Annotated in this window: 18 protein-coding genes and 1 tRNA gene; 8 read left to right on the forward strand and 11 right to left on the reverse strand. The window is 64.5% G+C overall.

The features are described 5' to 3' along the window. Positions 1-9 precede the first annotated feature (9 nt). Together B9A11_RS08560 and B9A11_RS08565 are read right to left on the reverse strand one after the other, a co-directional pair. Positions 10-864, reverse strand: coding sequence for an FAD binding domain-containing protein (locus B9A11_RS08560; protein WP_058247979.1), 855 nt, complete (start codon positions 862-864; stop codon positions 10-12). A 202-nt stretch (positions 865-1,066) separates the two neighbouring features. Continuing rightward, positions 1,067-2,170, reverse strand: a complete 1,104-nt coding sequence (locus B9A11_RS08565; RefSeq protein ID WP_058247980.1) for an MHYT domain-containing protein — start codon at positions 2,168-2,170, stop codon at positions 1,067-1,069. Between the two features lie 267 nt (positions 2,171-2,437). Between B9A11_RS08565 and B9A11_RS08570 the strand changes: the two genes are divergently transcribed. From B9A11_RS08570 to B9A11_RS08595, 6 genes are read left to right on the forward strand one after another with little or no spacing between them, the layout of a single operon-like run. Next, positions 2,438-2,890 (forward strand): GtrA family protein, encoded by a 453-nt coding sequence (locus tag B9A11_RS08570; RefSeq protein WP_159452485.1) that lies wholly within the window; start codon positions 2,438-2,440, stop codon positions 2,888-2,890. 4 nt (positions 2,891-2,894) lie between these two features. Then, complete coding sequence (locus B9A11_RS08575) at positions 2,895-3,677, forward strand: glycosyltransferase family 2 protein (protein ID WP_058247982.1); 783 nt, start codon at positions 2,895-2,897, stop codon at positions 3,675-3,677. Continuing rightward, on the forward strand, positions 3,674-4,579 hold the full coding sequence (locus B9A11_RS08580; RefSeq protein WP_058247983.1) for a lysylphosphatidylglycerol synthase domain-containing protein: 906 nt from the start codon (positions 3,674-3,676) through the stop codon (positions 4,577-4,579). Before B9A11_RS08575 ends, B9A11_RS08580 begins: the two co-directional genes overlap by 4 nt. Then, positions 4,569-6,017 (forward strand): hypothetical protein, encoded by a 1,449-nt coding sequence (locus B9A11_RS08585; protein ID WP_058247984.1) that lies wholly within the window; start codon positions 4,569-4,571, stop codon positions 6,015-6,017. The genes B9A11_RS08580 and B9A11_RS08585 overlap by 11 nt, the downstream gene beginning before the upstream one ends. Beyond that, complete coding sequence (locus B9A11_RS08590) at positions 6,014-6,760, forward strand: glycosyltransferase family 2 protein (RefSeq protein ID WP_058247985.1); 747 nt, start codon at positions 6,014-6,016, stop codon at positions 6,758-6,760. The genes B9A11_RS08585 and B9A11_RS08590 overlap by 4 nt, the downstream gene beginning before the upstream one ends. Further along, a complete protein-coding gene (locus B9A11_RS08595) occupies positions 6,757-8,385 on the forward strand; it encodes a hypothetical protein (protein WP_058247986.1) in 1,629 nt (542 codons plus the stop codon). Before B9A11_RS08590 ends, B9A11_RS08595 begins: the two co-directional genes overlap by 4 nt. Positions 8,386-8,388: 3 nt before the next feature. On the opposite strand, the gene B9A11_RS08600 is transcribed toward B9A11_RS08595, so the two are convergent. Beyond that, complete coding sequence (locus B9A11_RS08600) at positions 8,389-8,757, reverse strand: HAD family hydrolase (protein ID WP_058247987.1); 369 nt, start codon at positions 8,755-8,757, stop codon at positions 8,389-8,391. A 162-nt stretch (positions 8,758-8,919) separates the two neighbouring features. Here B9A11_RS08600 and hpaR point away from each other — a divergent pair, with 162 nt between their 5' ends. Further along, positions 8,920-9,384, forward strand: a complete 465-nt coding sequence (gene hpaR, locus B9A11_RS08605; protein ID WP_143595839.1) for a homoprotocatechuate degradation operon regulator HpaR — start codon at positions 8,920-8,922, stop codon at positions 9,382-9,384. Continuing rightward, positions 9,374-10,030, forward strand: coding sequence for a TetR/AcrR family transcriptional regulator (locus B9A11_RS08610; protein WP_058247989.1), 657 nt, complete (start codon positions 9,374-9,376; stop codon positions 10,028-10,030). The genes hpaR and B9A11_RS08610 overlap by 11 nt, the downstream gene beginning before the upstream one ends. On the opposite strand, the gene B9A11_RS08615 is transcribed toward B9A11_RS08610, so the two are convergent. The 8 genes from B9A11_RS08615 to B9A11_RS08645 all read right to left on the reverse strand — a co-directional run bounded on the left by B9A11_RS08615 (position 10,027) and on the right by B9A11_RS08645 (position 18,088). Continuing rightward, positions 10,027-11,115 (reverse strand): CaiB/BaiF CoA transferase family protein, encoded by a 1,089-nt coding sequence (locus B9A11_RS08615; protein ID WP_058247990.1) that lies wholly within the window; start codon positions 11,113-11,115, stop codon positions 10,027-10,029. The genes B9A11_RS08610 and B9A11_RS08615 overlap by 4 nt on opposite strands. Continuing rightward, a complete protein-coding gene (locus B9A11_RS08620) occupies positions 11,115-12,266 on the reverse strand; it encodes an acyl-CoA dehydrogenase family protein (RefSeq protein WP_058247991.1) in 1,152 nt (383 codons plus the stop codon). The genes B9A11_RS08615 and B9A11_RS08620 overlap by 1 nt, the downstream gene beginning before the upstream one ends. Positions 12,267-12,284: 18 nt before the next feature. Continuing rightward, complete coding sequence (locus B9A11_RS08625) at positions 12,285-12,929, reverse strand: class I SAM-dependent methyltransferase (RefSeq protein WP_058247992.1); 645 nt, start codon at positions 12,927-12,929, stop codon at positions 12,285-12,287. A gap of 636 nt (positions 12,930-13,565) precedes the next feature. Next, entirely contained in the window at positions 13,566-13,880 is a 315-nt protein-coding gene (locus B9A11_RS21115) for a hypothetical protein (RefSeq protein WP_143595840.1), read from the reverse strand. A 260-nt stretch (positions 13,881-14,140) separates the two neighbouring features. Further along, positions 14,141-14,216 (reverse strand) — tRNA-Thr (locus B9A11_RS08630). A 46-nt stretch (positions 14,217-14,262) separates the two neighbouring features. Continuing rightward, positions 14,263-15,774 (reverse strand): heme biosynthesis protein HemY, encoded by a 1,512-nt coding sequence (locus tag B9A11_RS08635; protein ID WP_058247993.1) that lies wholly within the window; start codon positions 15,772-15,774, stop codon positions 14,263-14,265. Positions 15,775-15,787: 13 nt separating this feature from the next. Then, entirely contained in the window at positions 15,788-17,320 is a 1,533-nt protein-coding gene (locus B9A11_RS08640; RefSeq protein WP_143595841.1) for a COG4223 family protein, read from the reverse strand. A 39-nt stretch (positions 17,321-17,359) separates the two neighbouring features. After that, on the reverse strand, positions 17,360-18,088 hold the full coding sequence (locus tag B9A11_RS08645) for a uroporphyrinogen-III synthase (protein ID WP_058247995.1): 729 nt from the start codon (positions 18,086-18,088) through the stop codon (positions 17,360-17,362). Positions 18,089-18,116 lie beyond the last annotated feature (28 nt).

The raw sequence follows: 18,116 nt of genomic DNA on the forward strand, positions 1-18,116 counted from the left end.
TTTCCTCCCTCAGCCCCGGTCCCACGCGCGGGCAATCGCGCGCCGCAGGATCACCCCGGCCACATGTTTCTTGAACTCGACGGGGCCGCGGTTGTCCTCGCCCGGGTCGATGACGGCCAGCATCTCGGTCACGGCTTTGTCCAGCGCCTCGCCATTACAGGCAGAGCCCACCAGCGCCTCGGCAGAGGCCAGACATTGCACCGGCGTGTCGCTGAGGTTGGTCATGGCGATGGAGGCACCGGTGCAAGCGCCGCCCTCTTTGGTGAGGATCACGGCGGCGGCGGCGGTGGCATAGTCACCGATCTTGCGCTTTTGCTTTTCATAGGCCTGCCCGCCGATGGGGCACTGAAAGCGGATCGCGGTCAGGATTTCATCGTCCTCGCGGGCGGTCATATAAGCCGCCTCAAAGAAATCGCGCGCTGCGACCTCTCGGGTGCCATTCGGCCCGACAAGAGTGAACACCGCGTCCAAAGCCTGCATCAAGCCCGGCATATCGTTGCCCGGATCGCCGTTCGCCACGTTGCCGCCGACGGTGCCCATGTAGCGCACCTGCGGGTCGGCGATCTGCAAAGCGGCCTCGCGCATTATCGGCGCAAAATCGGCCAGCGCGTCGTCGGTGATCAGCTCGTGCTGGGTGGTCATCGCGCCGATGGTCACCGTGTCCCCGTCGATGCAGATGCCCTTGAGCTCGGCAATCGCCTGAAGGTCGATCAGGTGCGGCACCTCGGCCATGCGCAGCTTCATCATGGGGATCAGGCTGTGCCCGCCCGCCACCACGCGCGCCTCGTCGCCGTGTTCGGTCAAGATGGACAGCGCGGCCTGCACGCTGTCTGGCCTGTGATAGTCGAAACCTGCGGGGATCATCCCTCACCTCCCAATATGGACGTCATCGGCCCCCATGTGAGCGGTTACGGCAGCGGCGTGGCGAGGGATTCCTCCTGATATGCTTGGCGCATTTCACGAAATGCGAATGAGCTGCACGAAATGCGCATAGGCGGCGCGCGCTACCTTCACGCGTTGCACGAAGTTTCAGCGCAATCTAAGGGGGAGTTGGTTTGCCCGCCGGTTACATCCCCAGCGCCTCGCGCACATCGCGCAGGCGCGAGCGGCTGACCGGGGCTTTGGGCAGGCTGGCGGTGTTCTCGAAATAACACACACCGTTGTCCTTGCGCCGCTCAAAGCTGGTGACGTGGTCGCGGTTCACCAGATAGCTGCGATGGGTGCGCAAAAAGAGCGGCTTGGGGATGCGCTTGTCCGCCTCGGAGATCGACCACGGGCAAAACAGCCGCTCGGCCCCGGCGTAGAGGATGGTGTAATGCCCCTCGGCGCGAATGGCAGAGACCGCCTCGGCGTCGATGAAATGCGTGCGGGAGTCGGATTCGTAAGGCAGGCGCAGGCCGGGGGATGGCGCGGGCTCCGGAACCGGCGCGGGCTCTGGCGCGGCTTCGGGCGCAGAGCGATCCAGCCGCGTGGCAAAGGTCGCCCCCGACAGCAAGAACGCCCCCGAAAGCACAAAGGCCGAGATGGTGACGCCAAAGGCCAGCACGCCCTTGCTCATCAAGGGCACGATGGTTTCGGGGTCGGGATCGGCGACAAAACCCGTCCCCGCCATGGCGATGAAATGCACCGCGAAAACCGCCGCGCCAAAGGCCAGCGTCCCCAGCAGCAAGTCGCGCCGCGTGCGCTGCCGATAGCTGATCAGGAACGCCGCCACGCTAAAGGCAATGGACAAAGCCAAGGCCACCACAACCCCCAGCGGGCTATAAACGGGCGAGCACAGCTCCATCCCCGACATGCCGATGTAGTGCATCACCGGGATCGCCACCCCGACAATACCCCCGGCCAGGATGATCCGCCCCCGCGTGCGCGTGCCGAAATGCACGATCAACAGCGCCAGCCCCATGAGCAAGATCACCGTCAGCGCGGAAATCAGCGTCACCAGCGGGTCGAAATAAAACGCGATCGGCAGGTCCAGCCCCAGCATCGCAACAAAGTGCATTGACCAGATGCCCCACCCAAGGATCACCGCCGAGACCGAGACCACAACTTTGCGCACCGGCGCGCGCATCCCAGAGGCGCCCTGCGTCAGGGTCAGCCCCGAAAAGGCGGCGATCAGCGCAATCGCCAAAGACGCCAGCGCGTAGAATCCGTTGTGCGAGTAATCCAGCAAGAGGCCTCCCTTCCCCCAGCGGTCAGGGTGACTATACCCAGACCGGCACGGGGGTGTTAGCGGGTTTTTGGGACAGCCGCGTGAAGCTCGCAAGGCAATTGCAACCCTAAGCTGCGCATTTCGGGAAACAAAGCCTCAAAATTGGCGCAATTACCGGGCAGAGTATGGTTAACGCCCTGTTTCCTCAAAGCCGCCCCGCGCGGATGATTACGATTAATGCGCAGATTTTCCTACCAAACCCCGGCATTTGCCCGCAAAACCGCGGTTATGACCGATTTCAGCACTTCACGCTTTGGCCGCGTCCTTGGGCGCTTTACCGGGTTCACGCTTGTGTCCGGCATGGGCTGGGTTTTGGACTTTTGCGTCATGGGCACGCTGGTCCAACTGGGCAGCCCGGTGTTCTACGCCAACCTCGTCGGCGCGTTCTGCGGCGTGACCTTGGTGTATTTCATCGCGGGCTTCAAAATCTTTGAAAAGTCGCGCCCGCAGTCGCACGCCACGCTGCTCAGCTTTTACTGGCTGTGGCACGCCTGCGCGATTGCCGGGTCGTCGGCCTTGATCGCCTATGGCAGCACGTGGCTGATCCATATCGTGCCGGACACCGCCCTGCGGCCTCAGACCTTTGCCGGCCTTGGCGCGAAAATCCTGCTGACGCCGATTTCCATGGTCGGCAATTTCCTGTTCATGCGATTCCTGCTGGAATCGCGCAAACGAGACTAAAGCCATGAGCCGTATCCTCGTCTTTATTCCCGCCTACAACTGCGCGCCGCAGATCACCCGCGTGTTGCGCCAGCTTGACTCCCCCGAGGTCCAAGAGGTCATCGACGGCGTGGTGGTGGTCGACAACCGCTCACCCGATACCACGCGGCAGGCCGCCGCCGAAGGGCTGGCCAAGCTGCCGCTCGACACCGCTTTGCTGCACAATGACGACAACTATGGGCTGGGCGGCTCGCATAAGGTGGCGATCAACTATGCGCGCGAACAGGGGTACGATTTCCTGATCGTGCTGCATGGCGACGACCAAGGCGACATCGCCGATATCGTCCCGCACCTGAAAGCGTCCAAGCAGCTGGACCTTGATTTCTTTATGGGCGCACGGTTCATGAAGGGCTCGCGTCTAGAAGGCTATTCGACCCTGCGCACCGCCGCGAACGAGGTGTTCAACCTGATTTTCTCGTTCATCAGCGGGCGGAGGCTCTATGACCTTGGCTCGGGGCTGAACCTGTTTCGGGTCAGTGCCTTTGACGGCGATTGGCATCTGAAATACGCCGACGACCTGACGTTCAACTACTACCTGATCCTCGGCGTTGTGCGGCGCGGGTGCCGCTTGCGGTTCTTTCCGCTGACGTGGCGCGAGGACGATCAGGTGAGCAACGCCAAACTCTCGCGCATGGGCATCCAGTTGCTGCGGATCATCCTGTTCCGCATGTATCGCCCCAAGGCGTTTTTCGCGAATGATCACCGGGCGACCGCGCGCGACGCCTACCCAAGCACGCGGGTGGTGTGAGCACGCGCACCGGCATAAGGCGCGCCGCGCATATCGCGGTGCTGGCGCTGTCGCTGGGGGCGGCGGTGCTGTGGGTGTTGCCTTTGGTGCCTGACGTTTTCGCAGGCTGGCCGCTGGGCGCTTTGCTGGGGGCTGCGGCGCTGTACCTGCTGGCGCATGGGGTGCGGGCGGTGCGGCTGGCGGTGCTGGCGTCGCGGCTCTTGGCGATCTCGGGGCGCTCGTCCGCCTTGCTGCATTTCATCACCAGCCCCGCCGCGTTGGTCATTCCCTTCAAACTGGGCGAAGCGCTGCGTCTGCATCAACTGTGGTACCTCGGCCAAAGCCTGTCCGGCGCGGTTCTGGTGATCTTGCTGGAAAGGCTGTTCGACGGGGCCATGTTGCTGCTGCTCTTGGCGATTGCCTACCTGACTTACGGCACGCTGGGGACGGCAGCGATTGCACTGGCGGCGATCACCTCTTTGGCGGTCATCACGGCGGTTGTGGTCTTTGTCCTTGGTCCCAGCATCTTTGCCTCGTTGCAACGCTATATGGTGGTGCATCACCGTGACCCGCGCGTGCTGCGCGTTCTGCCGCATATCGACATGATGCGCTGGCTGACCCGCGACGGCGCGGGGATGTTGCGCGACCAAGGCGGCGTGCTGCTGGTGCTGTCCTTGCTGATCTGGCTGCTCGAAGTCGGCGCGGCCACGGCTCTGCTGTCCGGCGCGCCGGGGCTGCGGCTGATCGTCGAGGGCATCTTTAGCGCGGGCGGCGCGGGGCCGACGACCGTCTGGATGGCGCTGGGCGTGCTGGCGCTGGTCGCGGTCTGGCCGCTGGCCCTCTGGCGCTATCAGCCGCGTATCCCTGCGGAACCCTTGCGCTTTCGCCGCGCTGAAAAAGGACGTTTCACCCATGTCGACTGAGCTGATCGTGATCCTTGATGACCGCACCCCGCCCAGCGCATCGGTGCGCGCAGCCTTGGGCGAGGTGCGCTTTTCCGACATCCTGCGCCGTCGCCGCACCATGCGGGCCGAGCTGACGGACCTCGCGCAGGACGCCGGGGCCGAGGCGGTGGTGCATCTAAGCGATGACGAGCAGCGCGACGCCTTGGTCGCGCGCATCCGCGACGCGGGCGAAGGGGTGCTATACCTGCGTCTGCCGCTGTGCCTGCCGCCCACGCAGGCCGAGCCCTTGCGCGTCTTGATCCAAAAGGCGCGTTACGCGCTGGGCACCATGCTCGCCAGCCAGTTGCGCGACGATGAGGCCGCCGCCGTCCTGACCGGCCCCGATGCCATCGCCGTGCTGACCGCCCCCACGCCAGAGGCTCGCCGCGCCATTCTGCTGGGGATGCGCGACGCGCAGGCCAGCATCACCGACCACGCGCAATTCATCGACATTCGCCAGTCGCGCGGGCTGATGTACTACCTTTCCGGCGCGACCGAGCTGCGCCAGTTCAACGCCGCGCACCTCGACGGCACCGTCTTTCACAAGCAATCCGCCGATGTGGCCAAGATGCGCGCCGAGCACGGCTATTTCCACGTCGCCCCGCCCGAGCTGAAACGCTTTCTGCTGCCAACGTTCGGCTTCTGGGAAAAGGGCGATCAGGCCGGTTACCAGATGGAGCATCTGGCCATCCCCGACGCCGCCCTGCAATGGGTGCACCACGCCTTTACCCCCGCCGATTTCGACGCGCTGCTGGCGCAGATGTTCGACTTTCTCGGCACCCGCCCCGCCGCGCAGCCCGCCCCAGACATGGCCCGCGCGCAGATCCTGGACAAGCTGACCACGCGGATGGAGCGGTTCCTGACCCTGCCGCAGGGCCAAAGCTTGAACGCCCTGCTGGCGGCCTCCGGCCCCCAAGGCGACCTGCCGCAGATGATGGCGCGCGCCGTGCCGCTGATCGGGCGCGCCTTGCAGCGGACGCAGCACTTGCCGCAGGTGTTTTCCCACGGCGATCCGTGCTTTTCCAACGTGCTGTATGATCGGCGGATTGGCCTCATGCGCTTGATCGACCCACGCGGGGCTGTCGCCTTTGACGATGCGCTGATGCACCCTCTGTACGATCTGGCCAAGATCAGCCACTCGGTCCTTGGTGGCTATGACTTCGTCAACAACGGGCTGCACCGCGCCTGTCTGGACCGCGACCTGAAACTGCGGCTGGACTGGACGACCCAAGGCCCGCCGGATTGGGCCGGAAGCGCCTTCCGCGCGCATGTGGACAAGGTCGGGTACGACATCAAGGACGTGCGCGCCATCGAGCTGTCGCTGTTCCTGTCGATGCTGCCGCTGCACAGCGACCACCCCGATAAACTGCTGGGCTTTGCGTTGATCGCGGGCCGTATCCTGGAGGATCTGGAATGAAGGGCATCGCCGCGATCACCATGGCGGGCATGGGCAGCCGCTTTACATCGGCAGGCTACACCGTGCCGAAATACGAAATCGAAGCCTTGGGCCGTCCGCTGTTCGACTGGTCGATGATGGCTATGCAGGCCTATCGCGACGCGGGCTATGCCTTTTGGTTCGCCGTGCGCAAAGGGACCGGTGCGCCGGAGTATATCCGCAAACGCTGCGCCGTGCTGGGCATCGAGGTGGGCGAGATCATCGAGATCGACGGGCTCACCGACGGGCAGGCCACCACCGCGCTCATGCTGCTGGAGACCGCGCCGGACGATGTCCCCATGGCGGTGTTCAACATCGACACCTATGTGACCCCCGGCGCCATGACCCCGCCGACCCGCGGCGCAGGGCAGATCCCCTGCTTTCCCGGACCCGGAGAAGGCTGGTCCTTTGCCCGGCTGGATGACGCGGGCCGCGTGGTCGAGCTGCGCGAAAAGGTCCGCATCTCGGATCATGCCACCGTAGGGCTGTACTGGTTCGACTGCGTTGGGGCGTACCGCGATGCCTACGAACGCTACTTTGCCACAGGTGGCGAGGAAAAGGGCGAGCGCTACATCGCGCCGCTGTATAACCAGTTGATCCAAGACGGGGCCGATGTGAGGATCAGCCAACTGGCCTTTGAGGATGTGGGGATGCTGGGCACGCCCGACCAACTGGACGATTTCATCGCGAACCCGCCGCCCTCGGCGCGGGCGCTGGCCAAGTGATCCTGCTGTCCACATACGCCTTGGCGATTCTCTTCGCCGGGTTCGGGGCCTTGGCTTTGTCCGGCGGGCCGCGCAATGGCGCGCCGTTGATCGGGATGGCGGGCTTGGTCGGGGCGGCGCTGCTGATCGCCGCAAGCTGGCTGATGCCTCTGCTGATCTTCGACCACGAGACCTATCTGGGCGACCTCTGGACCGCCTTCGAGGGGGCGAACAAGGCGGCGTCTGGCCTCTCGTCGAGCAGCGACTACGTCTCGCCCATCGGGCCTATGTATGACTGGGTGTTCCGCGCCGCTCTGGCCTTGCGGCCTTTGACCGCGACGACGGTGCCACTGGCGAGCGCTTTGATGGCCTTGGGTGTGATGATCCTCGGGGTCGCGATCCTCTGGCGGCAGGTCAGCCTCGCGGCTTTGGGGATGGTCTTGCTGTTGGCGGTGGCCACGGTGGTCAGCCCGCGCGAAGCCGACACGCTCATCGCGCAGACCTCCATGAGCTGGCTTGCGCCCTATAACCGCTGGGCCTCTGGCCTTGCCGTTGTTCTAACCGTCGCGCTGTGCCTGCCTGCCAAGGGTCGGGGCGTGATCGGCGCGGCGCTGATCGGCGCAGGGATCGCGGGGCTGCTGCTGCTGAAGATCACCTACGGCGCGGCGCTGCTGGGGCTGGTGGTCATCGCGGTGATCCTGCGGACGCTGACCCTGTGGCACTTGGTGATCCTTGTCACCGGGCTGGCGGGGGCCTTGGCCGCAGCGGACGCCATGACCGGGCAAATCGCGCCTTACTTGGGCGATCTGCGCAGCGTTGCGGCGCTCGAGGCGAACGGGCTGCGCCCCATCCAACTGGTGCAGCAACTGGGCGAAGCGGCGCTGTGGGCCGGGGGCGCGATCTTGCTATACGCGGCGCTGTGCGGCGCGACGGGCCAAGCCATGCGCCTGCGCGCGGTGCTGCTGCTGGTGGTCGCGGCGGCCATGGGATGTGCGATCCTGATGCAGAACCACTGGCTCAGCGAAAGCGCGATCTACGCCGCGCTGCCGATCATCGCCGCCGAATGGACCAGCCTTTTGCACTCCGAAGACGACAGCCCCGAGATGCCGACGCCCCTTTGGGCCGGGCTGGCCGGGCTGTGCGTGGCCTTGTCGATGCTCTACCCGATCCGCGACGGCGGCACGGTGCTGGCGCAGGTGGTGCAGGCGCAGCGCTTTGCCCCCGATCCGGCCTTGGCGGGCACACCGCAGGCGGATTTCCTGCTGCACGAACGCTGGCGCTTTGACCCGACGTCCGGTCCGGCGCAGGACTACACCCGGATGATCGAAGCCTATCAGGCGCTTGACACCCTTGGCGCGGGGCTGCCGCAGACCGGGACCACGCTGGCGCTGAACTTTTCCAACCCCTTCCCGATGCTGCTGGGCAAACCGTCCCCCAAACGCGCGCCGATCTGGCTGCACGAGGGGCGGTCCTTCTCGGCGGACAGCTACATCCCGGCGGAAGAGATGTTCGACGGCGTGGATTTCATCGCCGTCGCGGTGGGCGAAGGCAGCGGCGAGGCGCTCTGGCAGATCTATCAGCCCTACATCGAGGCGCACTTTGAACGCGTGACCGAGCTTGACGCCTGGATGATCTGGGCGCGCTAGGCGCTAGTCCATCTTGAGCAGCGCGCGGACTTCCTCGGGCGAGAGCGACGCAAACTCGTCAGGCCGCAAAGCGCGGTCGTCCACATAGAACCCATCCGTCCCGCACCACGGCTTGCCGACGAAAATCTCGTCATAGGGAATGTCGTGCTTGGCCAGCCATTCAAGGATCACCGGCACCGTGTGGGCGGTGATCTTGCCCACGTTGCTTTGATGCGTGCGCATGTTGCGGGCGGTGTGGATGACGATCTCGAAGCCCATCTCTCGGTAAACGCGCAGCTGCGCCACCACGTCTAGGTTCGGCTGCACCGAGGCGTAGTCCCCCGTCCCCGGCACCGTCAACGTGCCGTCCAGATCCATGATGATCCGCTTCATCTGTCACTCCTTTGCGCCCCGCCCGGATCAGACCCCGCCCGGCCCAAGCCCGCAAGTCTGCCCGTTTCTTTCGCGTAACGCTGTGGCATTCGCGCCCCGCCGCCGCGCGGGGTTGTCAAAACCACCCACATGCGGGAAACATCCCCAAAGCCGGAGACACCCATGACCGATCAAAAACACCGCAGCCCGGCCAGTCTGGCCGAGACGGGGCGCACCTTGCCCATCTCGCTGCTGCGCGCCCGCGAAGCGGTGATGGATCAGTTCCGGCCCATGCTCAGCGCCCATGACATCACCGAACAGCAATGGCGGGTGCTGCGTGTCCTGCAAGAGGCGGGCGTCACCGATGCCTCGCACCTCGCGCAGCGGGCCTGCATCCTTGCGCCGTCGCTGACGCGGATGCTCAAGGCGCTGGAGGCGCGCGGGCTGATCACCACCGGGCGCGACCCGCAGGACCGCCGCCGCTGGATCATCGACCTGACCGAGGCGGGCAAGACCTTTATCGCCGGGATCACGCCGCAAAGCCGCAAGATCTATGACCAGATCGAAGAGCGCTACGGCGCCGAGCGGCTGAGCCGCCTGCTGGACGAGCTGGAGGCGCTGCAAGCCGCGCTGCCGCATGGCGGCTGAGACGCCCCGCCGCAAGCGCGACCCCGAGGGCGTCAAGCGCAACATCTTGGCCGTCGCCCATGCCGAATTCGCCGCCAAGGGGCTGTCCGGTGCGCGGATCGAGGACATCGCCGAGCGCACCAACACCTCCAAGCGGATGATCTATTACTACTTTGGCGACAAAGAGGGGCTGTACCTGCGCGTGCTCGAAGCCGCCTATCGCACCGTGCGCGCTGGCGAGGCCGAGCTGCCTTTGGACACCCTGCCGCCCATCGAGGCGCTGGAACGGCTGGTCAGCTACACCTTTGACCACCACGCCCAGAACCCCGAGTTCGTGCGGCTGGTGATGATCGAGAACATCCACAACGCGGCGTTTATCGCCCGCTCCGAGGTGATCCGGCAGACCAACAAGCCGGGGATCGACCGGCTGGACGCTTTGCTGGCGCGCGGCGTCGCGGCGGGTGTCTTTCGCCCCGGAATCACCGCGCTGGATCTGCATTGGAAGATCTCGGCGCTGAGCTTTTACAACGTGTCCAACCGCGCGACGTTCGCCAGCCAATACGGCGCAGAGGTGAACACCCCCGAAGGGCAGGACCGCCTGCGCGCGGGCGTCTGTGACATGGTCCTTGGCGCTGTGCTGACGCCGCAAGCGTGGGCGGCGCGTTAAAGCGGTTTCAGCGCGGGCACCGGCCCGAATTCAGGCTCTGACCCGTCGAAAATCGCCCCCGGCGCGGGGAAGCTGACCGGGCCGTTCGGGCTGTCGACCGTGACGCGGCGCAGGTGCGGATGCGCGCTGAGACCCGCCATGTCGTTGACGGTGGCAAAGGCGATGTTGGCCTTGGCCAGCGCACCCGTCGCCTGTTGCAGGCTGAGCCGCGCAAAGGCCTCGCCCACCCGCGCATCGGTGCGGTCTCGGTTTTCCACGCGCGCGAGGTTGGTGGCAAACTCGGGATCGGTGCCAAGCGCTTCATCCCCGATGAAGTCCCGCGCCAGCACCCGCCATTCGCGGTCGCTCTGAATAGAGATCAAGACCTGCGCGCCGTCCTGCGTGGTGAACACGCCATAGGGCGCAATCGACGGATGGGCGAGACCGACACGGCGCGGCGTCTGCCCGCCTTCGTGGCCCAGCAGCGGCACGGTAAGCCACTCGGCGATCACGTCGAACATCGACACGGTGATGTCCGCGCCCTGCCCGGTGATGCCCCGGCGAATGAGCGCCTCGAGGATGGCGGCGTGGGCGGTGGCCCCGGTGGCGATGTCCACGACGGAAACGCCAACGCGCGACGGTTCGGACGGCCCGCCGGTGATCGAACATAGACCCGATTCCGCCTGAATCAGCAGATCATAGGCTTTGCGGTCGGCCATCGGCCCCGCCGTCCCATAGCCGGAAATCGAGCAGGTGATGAGGCGCGGATTGGCCTTGCGCAGCTCTGCCGGATCGAACCCCAGCTTGGCCAAAGCGCCCGGTTTGAGGTTCTGGATCAGCACGTCGGCCTCTTCGAGCAACGCGGCCAAAGCCGCCTTGCCCGCCTCGGCAGACAGATCCAGCGTCACGGTTTCCTTGCCCCGGTTCAGCCAGACGAAATAGCTTGATTGCCCCTGCGCCACCGCGTCATAGCCACGGGCGAAGTCCCCCTCGGGGCGTTCGATCTTGACCACCCGCGCGCCCGCGTCCGCCAACCTTGCGCTGCAAAACGGCGCGGCGACCGCCTGTTCCACGGCAATGACCGTCAGCCCCTCCAAAGCCTTCATCAGAACGACCTCGGCATCCCGAGCACATGCTCGGCGACGTAGGACAGGATCAGGTTGGTCGAGATCGGCGCGACTTGGTACAGGCGCGTCTCGCGGAACTTGCGTTCCACGTCGTATTCGCAGGCAAAGCCGAAGCCACCGTGGAACTGCAAACAGGCGTTGGCCGCTTCCCAGCTGGCCTTGGCCGCCAGCATCTTGGCCATGTTCGCCTCGGCGCCGCAGGGCTGGCCCGCGTCATACAGGCGGCACGCCTCGTAGCGCATGAGATCGGCGGCGCGCACCTCGATATAGGCTTCGGCGATGGGGAACTGCACGCCCTGGTTCTGCCCGATGGGGCGGCCAAAGACCTCGCGTTCGGACACATAAGCCGTCACCTTGTCGGTGAACCAATAGCCGTCGCCAATGCACTCGGCGGCGATCAAGGCGCGCTCGGCGTTCAGCCCCGTCAGGATGTATTTAAAGCCCTTGCCCTCTTCGCCGATCAGGTTTTCCTGCGGGATTTCAAGGTTGTCAAAGAACAGCTCGTTGGTCTCGTGGTTGACCATATTGGCGATGGGCTTGACGGTCATGCCGCTTTGCATCGCCTCCTTGATGTCCACCAGAAAGATCGACAGCCCCTCGGATTTCTTGGTGCACTCGGCCAAGGGCGTCGTCCGCGCCAGCAGGATCATCAGGTCGGAATGCTGCACCCGGCTGATCCAGACCTTTTGCCCGTTGATGACGTATTTGTCGCCGCGTTTGACGGCGGTGGTTTTCAGCTGCGTGGTGTCGGTGCCGGTGGTCGGCTCTGTCACGCCCATGGATTGCAGGCGCAGCTCGCCGCTGGCCAGCTTGGGGAGGATGCGGGCGCGCTGTTCGTCGGAGCCGTGCCGCACCAGCGTGTTCATATTGTACATCTGCCCGTGGCACGCGCCCGAATTGCCACCCGCGCGGTTGATTTCCTCCATGATGACCGACGCTTCGAGCAGCCCAAGGCCAGAGCCGCCGTATTCCTCGGGGATCAGCGCCGCCATCCAGCCCTCGCGGGTCAGCGCGTCAACGAAGGCTTCGGGGTAGGCGCGGTCTTCGTCGACCTTGCGGTGGTATTCGTCGGGGAATTGCGCACAGAGCGCGCGGATGCCGTCGCGGATGTCTTGGAAATCGGTCTGCATGGGCGGCTCCTGAGTGGTTTATCGAGGGGTAAAGATGCGGGCGGACATGGGTTGGTCAAGCGCATAGCCGCCCTCTAGCGCGCGGGCGGTCTGGGCAAAGCGCTGGTGCAGGGCGTCGCGGTGGGCGGTGATCGCCTCGGCGCGGCTAGGGTCAACCGCCGTCAGCGTGGCGCAAAAGGCGTCGAAATCGGCGTAGCGTTCGGTGCGAGGGTAATCATAGGCCTTGATCAGGCGCAGCGCTTGAACCGCGTCCATGGCATCCTGAGCGGCGTGGCGGATCGCGGTCTCGTCGTCGACCACGGCGATCACGTGGGACAAAGCGCCCTCGGCGCGCGGTTCGATCACGATCAGGCGGCCATGGGGGCGCAGCACGCGGGCGGCCTCGGCCAGAGCGGCGGGCATAGCCGGCACCGGCACGTGATGCAGCGCGTTCACACAGACCGCGTGGTCGAATTGCGCATCATCAAAGGGCATCGCCTCGGCCCCCGCACGGGTGATCCCGGGGTCATCCGGCGCAAAGGGGTCAAGCCCCGTCCACGTCGCGCCAAGCTGCTGAAACCGCGCGGCCAAAGCGCCCTTGCCACAGCCGATGTCAAGGATTTGGGCCCCGGAAAGGTCGCCCAGTTCGTCTGTGATCACATCAAAAGAGGTGCGTGTCGTCATGGGACGTTTGTGGCAACGTCGCGGGCAAAAGGCCAGAGTGCAAGGGCGTAGATTCTGCAACTTTCCCCCAAAGGCCAGCGCCCAACAGACCGTCAAAAGCACGTTGCCTGAGGAACATCCGGCGCGTGCGGGGATGTTTGAACCCTCCAAAAGACGGCATTTCGCTCTTTGTATGACTCCGAAAGCTTTGCGTGCCCACATCCGTCCGCTTAACCCAACAACGCCCCGCCACCGCGCGCTTAAGCAGTCGATTGGCGTCGGGGCAGGCCTTGGACACGCTCGGTTTTTAAAACGTGACTCACCTACCTACACAAAAATCAGTGATTTATGAGTCTACTGAGATGCCGGGCTGACCTGTAGTTCGCGTTTTATACGCTCTGCTTTGCTCTTTTGAAGAACCGGCGTGCCATCTGGATTTACGACTTGATGGGGCGATGCGGCGTACCCAAAGCCCGTTTGATAGGTGCAGGGCGAGTCTGTCAGGACTTTACCATTTGTTCTTGCGGCGAGAATTCCGCATTGGCGAGGGCTGCACGCAGGGCATGCCATTGCTATGGCTTGGCTTGCAAAAAGCGTAGCAAACAGAGCTGTAGTGATTATTCGTGTGAATCGCTGCATCGGATTAACCTTAAATAATCAATTGGAAACAGCGGGTTTCGAGCTGAGTTTTTGTTTGAGAGCTGGGTCGATCTTACGAGCCGCAGTTCCTTCAGAATATGTGCCTTCTTTGCCATTGATAGAGCAATCTACGCCGCCCCAGCCATTGCCAGAGCATGATACACCATCGGCATCGCATGATCTCGAAATGACATGTGATCCATCTTGAGAAAAAATTGTGCAACGTCCTCCCCATGCTTTGCCGTCCTTGGCAAGCGCGAAAGGTGCCGATACGCCTAAAATCAATAGTGTCGTCGTAAGCAGGCTAAATTTCTTAAAGTGTGAAGGAAACATCCAAGACTACCCCTAATGTTACTGTGCGATGTGCCTTTCATTGCGATTAGGTGGGTTTGTTAATGCAATAATTGGCTGAAGGTACACCAACTCTGAACGGCGCATCATGCCACGTAAACGGAGGTATTCCTGACCCTAATTCGTGTCACAAGCGACCTGTCGTTGCAGTGCATCACAAGTTCAGGGGTGGACAAAAAGGTGGATACGCCACCCCCAGAAACCAAAAAAGCCACTAAGGACAATATCCTAGTGGCTTTTCATGGTGCCGCTGAAGGGACTCGAACCCCCGACCCCATCATTACGAATGACGTGCTCTACCAGCTGAGCTACAGCGGCACTCTGGTGGGCGACCCCATAGCACCGGGATCGCCCGAGGAAAAGGCTATTTTTTCGCCTCTTCCACGGTTTCTGCGTCCTCGACGACCACCGCATCTTCGGCCACGGGGGGCTCTGCCGCTGGCTCTTCGGCGGGGACGATGATGTCTGCCTCGGGCGCGGGCTCTTCGGACTTGTCCTCGATGGCCCCGACGATCAGCGGCAGCATGTCCGCGCCGGCGGGCAGGACCACCTCGGACTGCGGCGGGCTCTTCCACGACAGGGTGTCAAAGGCCGAGCAGTTGGTGCACAGCGGCGCCCATTGCGCGTGGATCGTGCCGCATTTCTCGCAGACCCACTGGGGTCCGCGCGGGGCGGTCAGCGCGCGCGCCAGCCAGCCACGGATCACCGTGTCGGACGCGCCTTCGCCCTTTTCGATGGCCGCCATGATCGCCAGAACGCGGGCGTCGGGGTTATCCTCGATCAGATCACCCAGCGACCGGCGCGCCTCGGGGAAGTCCTCGGCGGCGAGGTTGAGTTCCGCCTTGAGCAGCTTGGTCTCGCGGTGATCGGGGTTGATGCGCGTCAGCGGGACAAAGCGTTTGATCCGCTGGTCCGGCGTCTCGTTCGGCTCGATCTCTGCGAAAGCGGCGGCGAGGTCGGGATGCGGCGAGACTTCCCAGGCCTTCTTGATCACGCGCATGGCGTTGCGCTTGCGGTCGCGGGCGATGTAGGCGCGGGCAGCCATGGCGGCGGCGGGCACCAGATCGGGAGAGTTGCGGTTCGCCTCAATCGCGGCATCGGCGGCAGCTTGCGAGGCCTCGTTGTCCGAAATCTCGGCGGCAGCGGACAGCGCCAGAACCGCGTCGCGGCGGCGGTACACATCACGCGGCAGGGTGCCGGTTTTCAGCTTGGTCGCCAAGGTCTTGCGCGCGCCGTCCCACTGGTGCTTTTCGGCTTGCAGACGCAGCAGGGTATCCTGCACCTCGCCATGCTTGGGCTTGATCGCAAAGGCGCGCTCGGCCAGTTGCAGGGCGGTGTCGGTATCACCTGCCTCCAGCTTTTGGTGCATCAACCCGCGCACCCCGACAAAGCGGGTGTCGTCGCGTTTCAGCAGCCGCTTGTAGACCTCTTCGGCCTTTTTGCGGTCGCCGGACGCCTCGGCGGCCTGCGCGGTCAGCAGGTCGGTCAGCTCGGGCTTGTGCAGGTATTTCTCGGCCTTCTGCGCCTTGGCAATGGCCAGACGCCCTTCGCCAGAGGCCAGCGCCATCATACCTTCGGACAGCGCCTTGTAGCCCTTTTGCTCGCGGTTGCGGTCGAAATAGCGGCTCAGCGCGGTCTCGTCGCCGTTGATGAACTTGAGCGTGGCGATGACCAGCGCGAACAGCTTGAGGAACAGCCAGACCACGAGGATCAGCACCATGGCGGCGATGACCGATTGCAGCGGACCAAGGGTGAATTCCATCCCCGCCGCCTGAATGGTGAGGCCGCCAGAGCTTTCCATCAGGTAGCCTGCGCCCAGGGTCAGCGCCGCGACCAGCGCGACGAAAACTACGATCTTGATAAGTGACCAAAGCATGAATTCGTGACCCTTATTGCTGATTCAATTCTGTGGCGAGCGTGGCCGCAGCGGCCAGAGCATCGCGGCGCGCCTCGGCGCGGGCGGTCCAATCGGCCAGTTCGGCCTGACCTTCCGGCGGCAGCGCCGCAAGTTCGGTGAGCGCGGCATCCAGATCGCCGGATTTCACCGCCGCCTCGGCGCGCGACAGGACCGCATCGGGGTCGTCGCCCTCGCGCGGGGTGGTGGACCGGGCGCCCAGTTGTTTCTGAAGGAAGCTGCCAAGACCGCCATCGCCCTCTGCGGCGGGCAGCGCATCGCGCGAGGCGCGCAGGGCGGCGCGGGCCACATCCGGGAAGTCAGTCGCCAGAGCCGTGAGCGAGGGGATGCCTTCGCCCGCGTAATCGCTGATCGCGGCGGGGACCGACACGCCATTGGCGGTCAGGGTGCCCAGCGGCTCGGCGTAGGCTTTGCCCGCCTGCATCCGTGCGGTCAGATCGGCTAGAGCCGAACGGCTGGCGGCCAAGGATGCCTGATCCTGCGCGTTGGCCTGTGCGGCAAGCGCCTGTTCGGCCATGGCTTCCATCTCGGCCTGCTGCTGAGCCACGGCTTCGCGCTGTGCGGCGATGGCGGTGCGCAGGTCTTCGAGCTCGCGCTCATAGGCGGCGATGGCCTCGGGCGAGACGGCCTCTGCCAAGGGTTGCTTTTCCAGCGCGGTCATCCGCGAATCCATCGCGGCGAGTTGGTCGCCCATGTCGGTCAGCGTGGCGTCAAAGCCGGACAGCTGGTCGGTGATCGTGGCGACCGAAGTTTCCAGCCCCGACAGGTCGATGCCCTCGGCAGCGGCTTGGGCTGCGTCGATGCGATCCGACAGAGCGGTCAATTGCGCCGACTGGTCGGACAGCGCGGCGGACGTGTCGGCCTCGAACGTGTCGTCGCCGCCGGCCATAAAGCCGTACTGCGACGCGCCAAAGCCCACAGCCGCAGCGACAACGCCGCCCAGCAGCATGGGGACAAAGCCGCCTTTGCGCTCAATCACCTTTTCCTGCACCACGGTGGGGGCGGGTTCCGGGGTCGGCTCCGGCTCGGGCGTGGTGTCAGCGGCCAGAGTATCCTCGGCCTCGGAGGAGGCAGGCTCGGCGCTGTCGTCGGGCAAATCGGCCTCGGGGGCGGTGTCGTCGCCCAGCGAAGCTTCCTCGGCGGGCGCGTCGGCGGCAGGCTCCACAGCCTCTTCAGCCTTCACGTCATCCGCGTCCGGTGTCGCCTCAACCTCGGAGGCACCTTCGACGGTGTCGTTGTGCTGGGCAGGCGTGGTGTCCTCGGCGGTCTCGGCCCCGTCAACCTTTGCCTCATCAGCGTCAGGCGTTGCCTTAACCTCAGCAGCGCCAGCGACGGTGTCCGCCTCAGCAGCGCCAGCGACGGTGTCCGCCTCAGCAGCGCCAGCGACGGTGTCCGCCTCAGCAGCGCCGGCGACGGTGTCGTTTTGCTCGGGCGCGACGCTGTCCTCTGCGGTTTGATCGACCTTCACGGTCCGATTGGCCGGTTTACCCTGTCTGCGCTTTGCCACGTCTTACCACCTTTTCGACTCTCTGACCTAACGGCCAGATCAAACTTCCCTGCGCGCGTATTGTCCAGCAACGTCCAGCAACTGCGCCACCAATGGGAGCAGCGCCGACGACTCAGGCCGCGCGGCGACTTTCAATTCTGTTATATGAAGCCCCGAGACCGCCTTGACCACAGCTTCGCTCATAGCCGCGACAAGAAGCGGCGCTTTTATACTCATATTGCTTAACAATAGCCCAGTTCGGGGCGAGTAAACCGGGGCAACGATGGGAATATTTCCCCCGAACGCCTCTTGGGCCTCTGGCGTGGGGGGCAATTCGGGCTGGTCATAGACGATGGCGGTGCGGGTCGGAATGCCTGCCGCCGTCAGCCGCCCGGCCACATCGCCGCGTGAATGCGTTCCGCGCAGGTGCAGCAGCGGCGCGTCGGGGCGGATGTCCGTCAGCCAAGCGATCAGATCCTCGGCGTTACCATCGGCGCTACGCGCGCGCATCCCGGCCTCCGTCGCTGCCAGCGCCGTGGCCTTGCCGACCGTGTAGGCGGGCAGATCAACCGGGCCGCCAAGCCGGACATAGGCCTGAACCCCATTGGCCGAGGTAAAGATCACCCCGCGCGTATCGGTCATATCGTGCAAGGGCCCCGTCACCGTGATCCCGATCAGCGGCGAAATCACCGGGCGGAACTGACAGCCTTGGGCCTGCAACGCCTGCACCACGCGGCGCGAGGACGCCTCGGGTCGGGTCAGCAAGAGCACGGGCAGCCTGTTTGTCATCGACGCTCCGGGATTGTGGGGCAGCTTG

The sequence above is a fragment of the Tropicibacter naphthalenivorans genome, assembly GCF_900176475.1.
Taxonomy (GTDB): Bacteria; Pseudomonadota; Alphaproteobacteria; order Rhodobacterales; family Rhodobacteraceae; genus Tropicibacter; species Tropicibacter naphthalenivorans.

Excerpts from the sequence above, each read along its gene's own strand:
- B9A11_RS08560 (WP_058247979.1), bottom strand. The coding sequence starts at position 864 with ATGATCCCCGCAGGTTTCGACTATCACAGGCCAGACAGCGTGCAGGCC.
- B9A11_RS08570 (WP_159452485.1), top strand. The coding sequence starts at position 2,438 with ATGACCGATTTCAGCACTTCACGCTTTGGCCGCGTCCTTGGGCGCTTT.
- B9A11_RS08575 (WP_058247982.1), top strand. The coding sequence starts at position 2,895 with ATGAGCCGTATCCTCGTCTTTATTCCCGCCTACAACTGCGCGCCGCAG.
- B9A11_RS08585 (WP_058247984.1), top strand. The coding sequence starts at position 4,569 with ATGTCGACTGAGCTGATCGTGATCCTTGATGACCGCACCCCGCCCAGC.
- B9A11_RS08590 (WP_058247985.1), top strand. The coding sequence starts at position 6,014 with ATGAAGGGCATCGCCGCGATCACCATGGCGGGCATGGGCAGCCGCTTT.
- B9A11_RS08600 (WP_058247987.1), bottom strand. The coding sequence starts at position 8,757 with ATGAAGCGGATCATCATGGATCTGGACGGCACGTTGACGGTGCCGGGG.
- hpaR (WP_143595839.1), top strand. The coding sequence starts at position 8,920 with ATGACCGATCAAAAACACCGCAGCCCGGCCAGTCTGGCCGAGACGGGG.
- B9A11_RS08610 (WP_058247989.1), top strand. The coding sequence starts at position 9,374 with ATGGCGGCTGAGACGCCCCGCCGCAAGCGCGACCCCGAGGGCGTCAAG.
- B9A11_RS08615 (WP_058247990.1), bottom strand. The coding sequence starts at position 11,115 with ATGAAGGCTTTGGAGGGGCTGACGGTCATTGCCGTGGAACAGGCGGTC.
- B9A11_RS08620 (WP_058247991.1), bottom strand. The coding sequence starts at position 12,266 with ATGCAGACCGATTTCCAAGACATCCGCGACGGCATCCGCGCGCTCTGT.
- B9A11_RS08625 (WP_058247992.1), bottom strand. The coding sequence starts at position 12,929 with ATGACGACACGCACCTCTTTTGATGTGATCACAGACGAACTGGGCGAC.
- B9A11_RS21115 (WP_143595840.1), bottom strand. The coding sequence starts at position 13,880 with ATGTTTCCTTCACACTTTAAGAAATTTAGCCTGCTTACGACGACACTA.
- B9A11_RS08635 (WP_058247993.1), bottom strand. The coding sequence starts at position 15,774 with ATGCTTTGGTCACTTATCAAGATCGTAGTTTTCGTCGCGCTGGTCGCG.
- B9A11_RS08645 (WP_058247995.1), bottom strand. The coding sequence starts at position 18,088 with ATGACAAACAGGCTGCCCGTGCTCTTGCTGACCCGACCCGAGGCGTCC.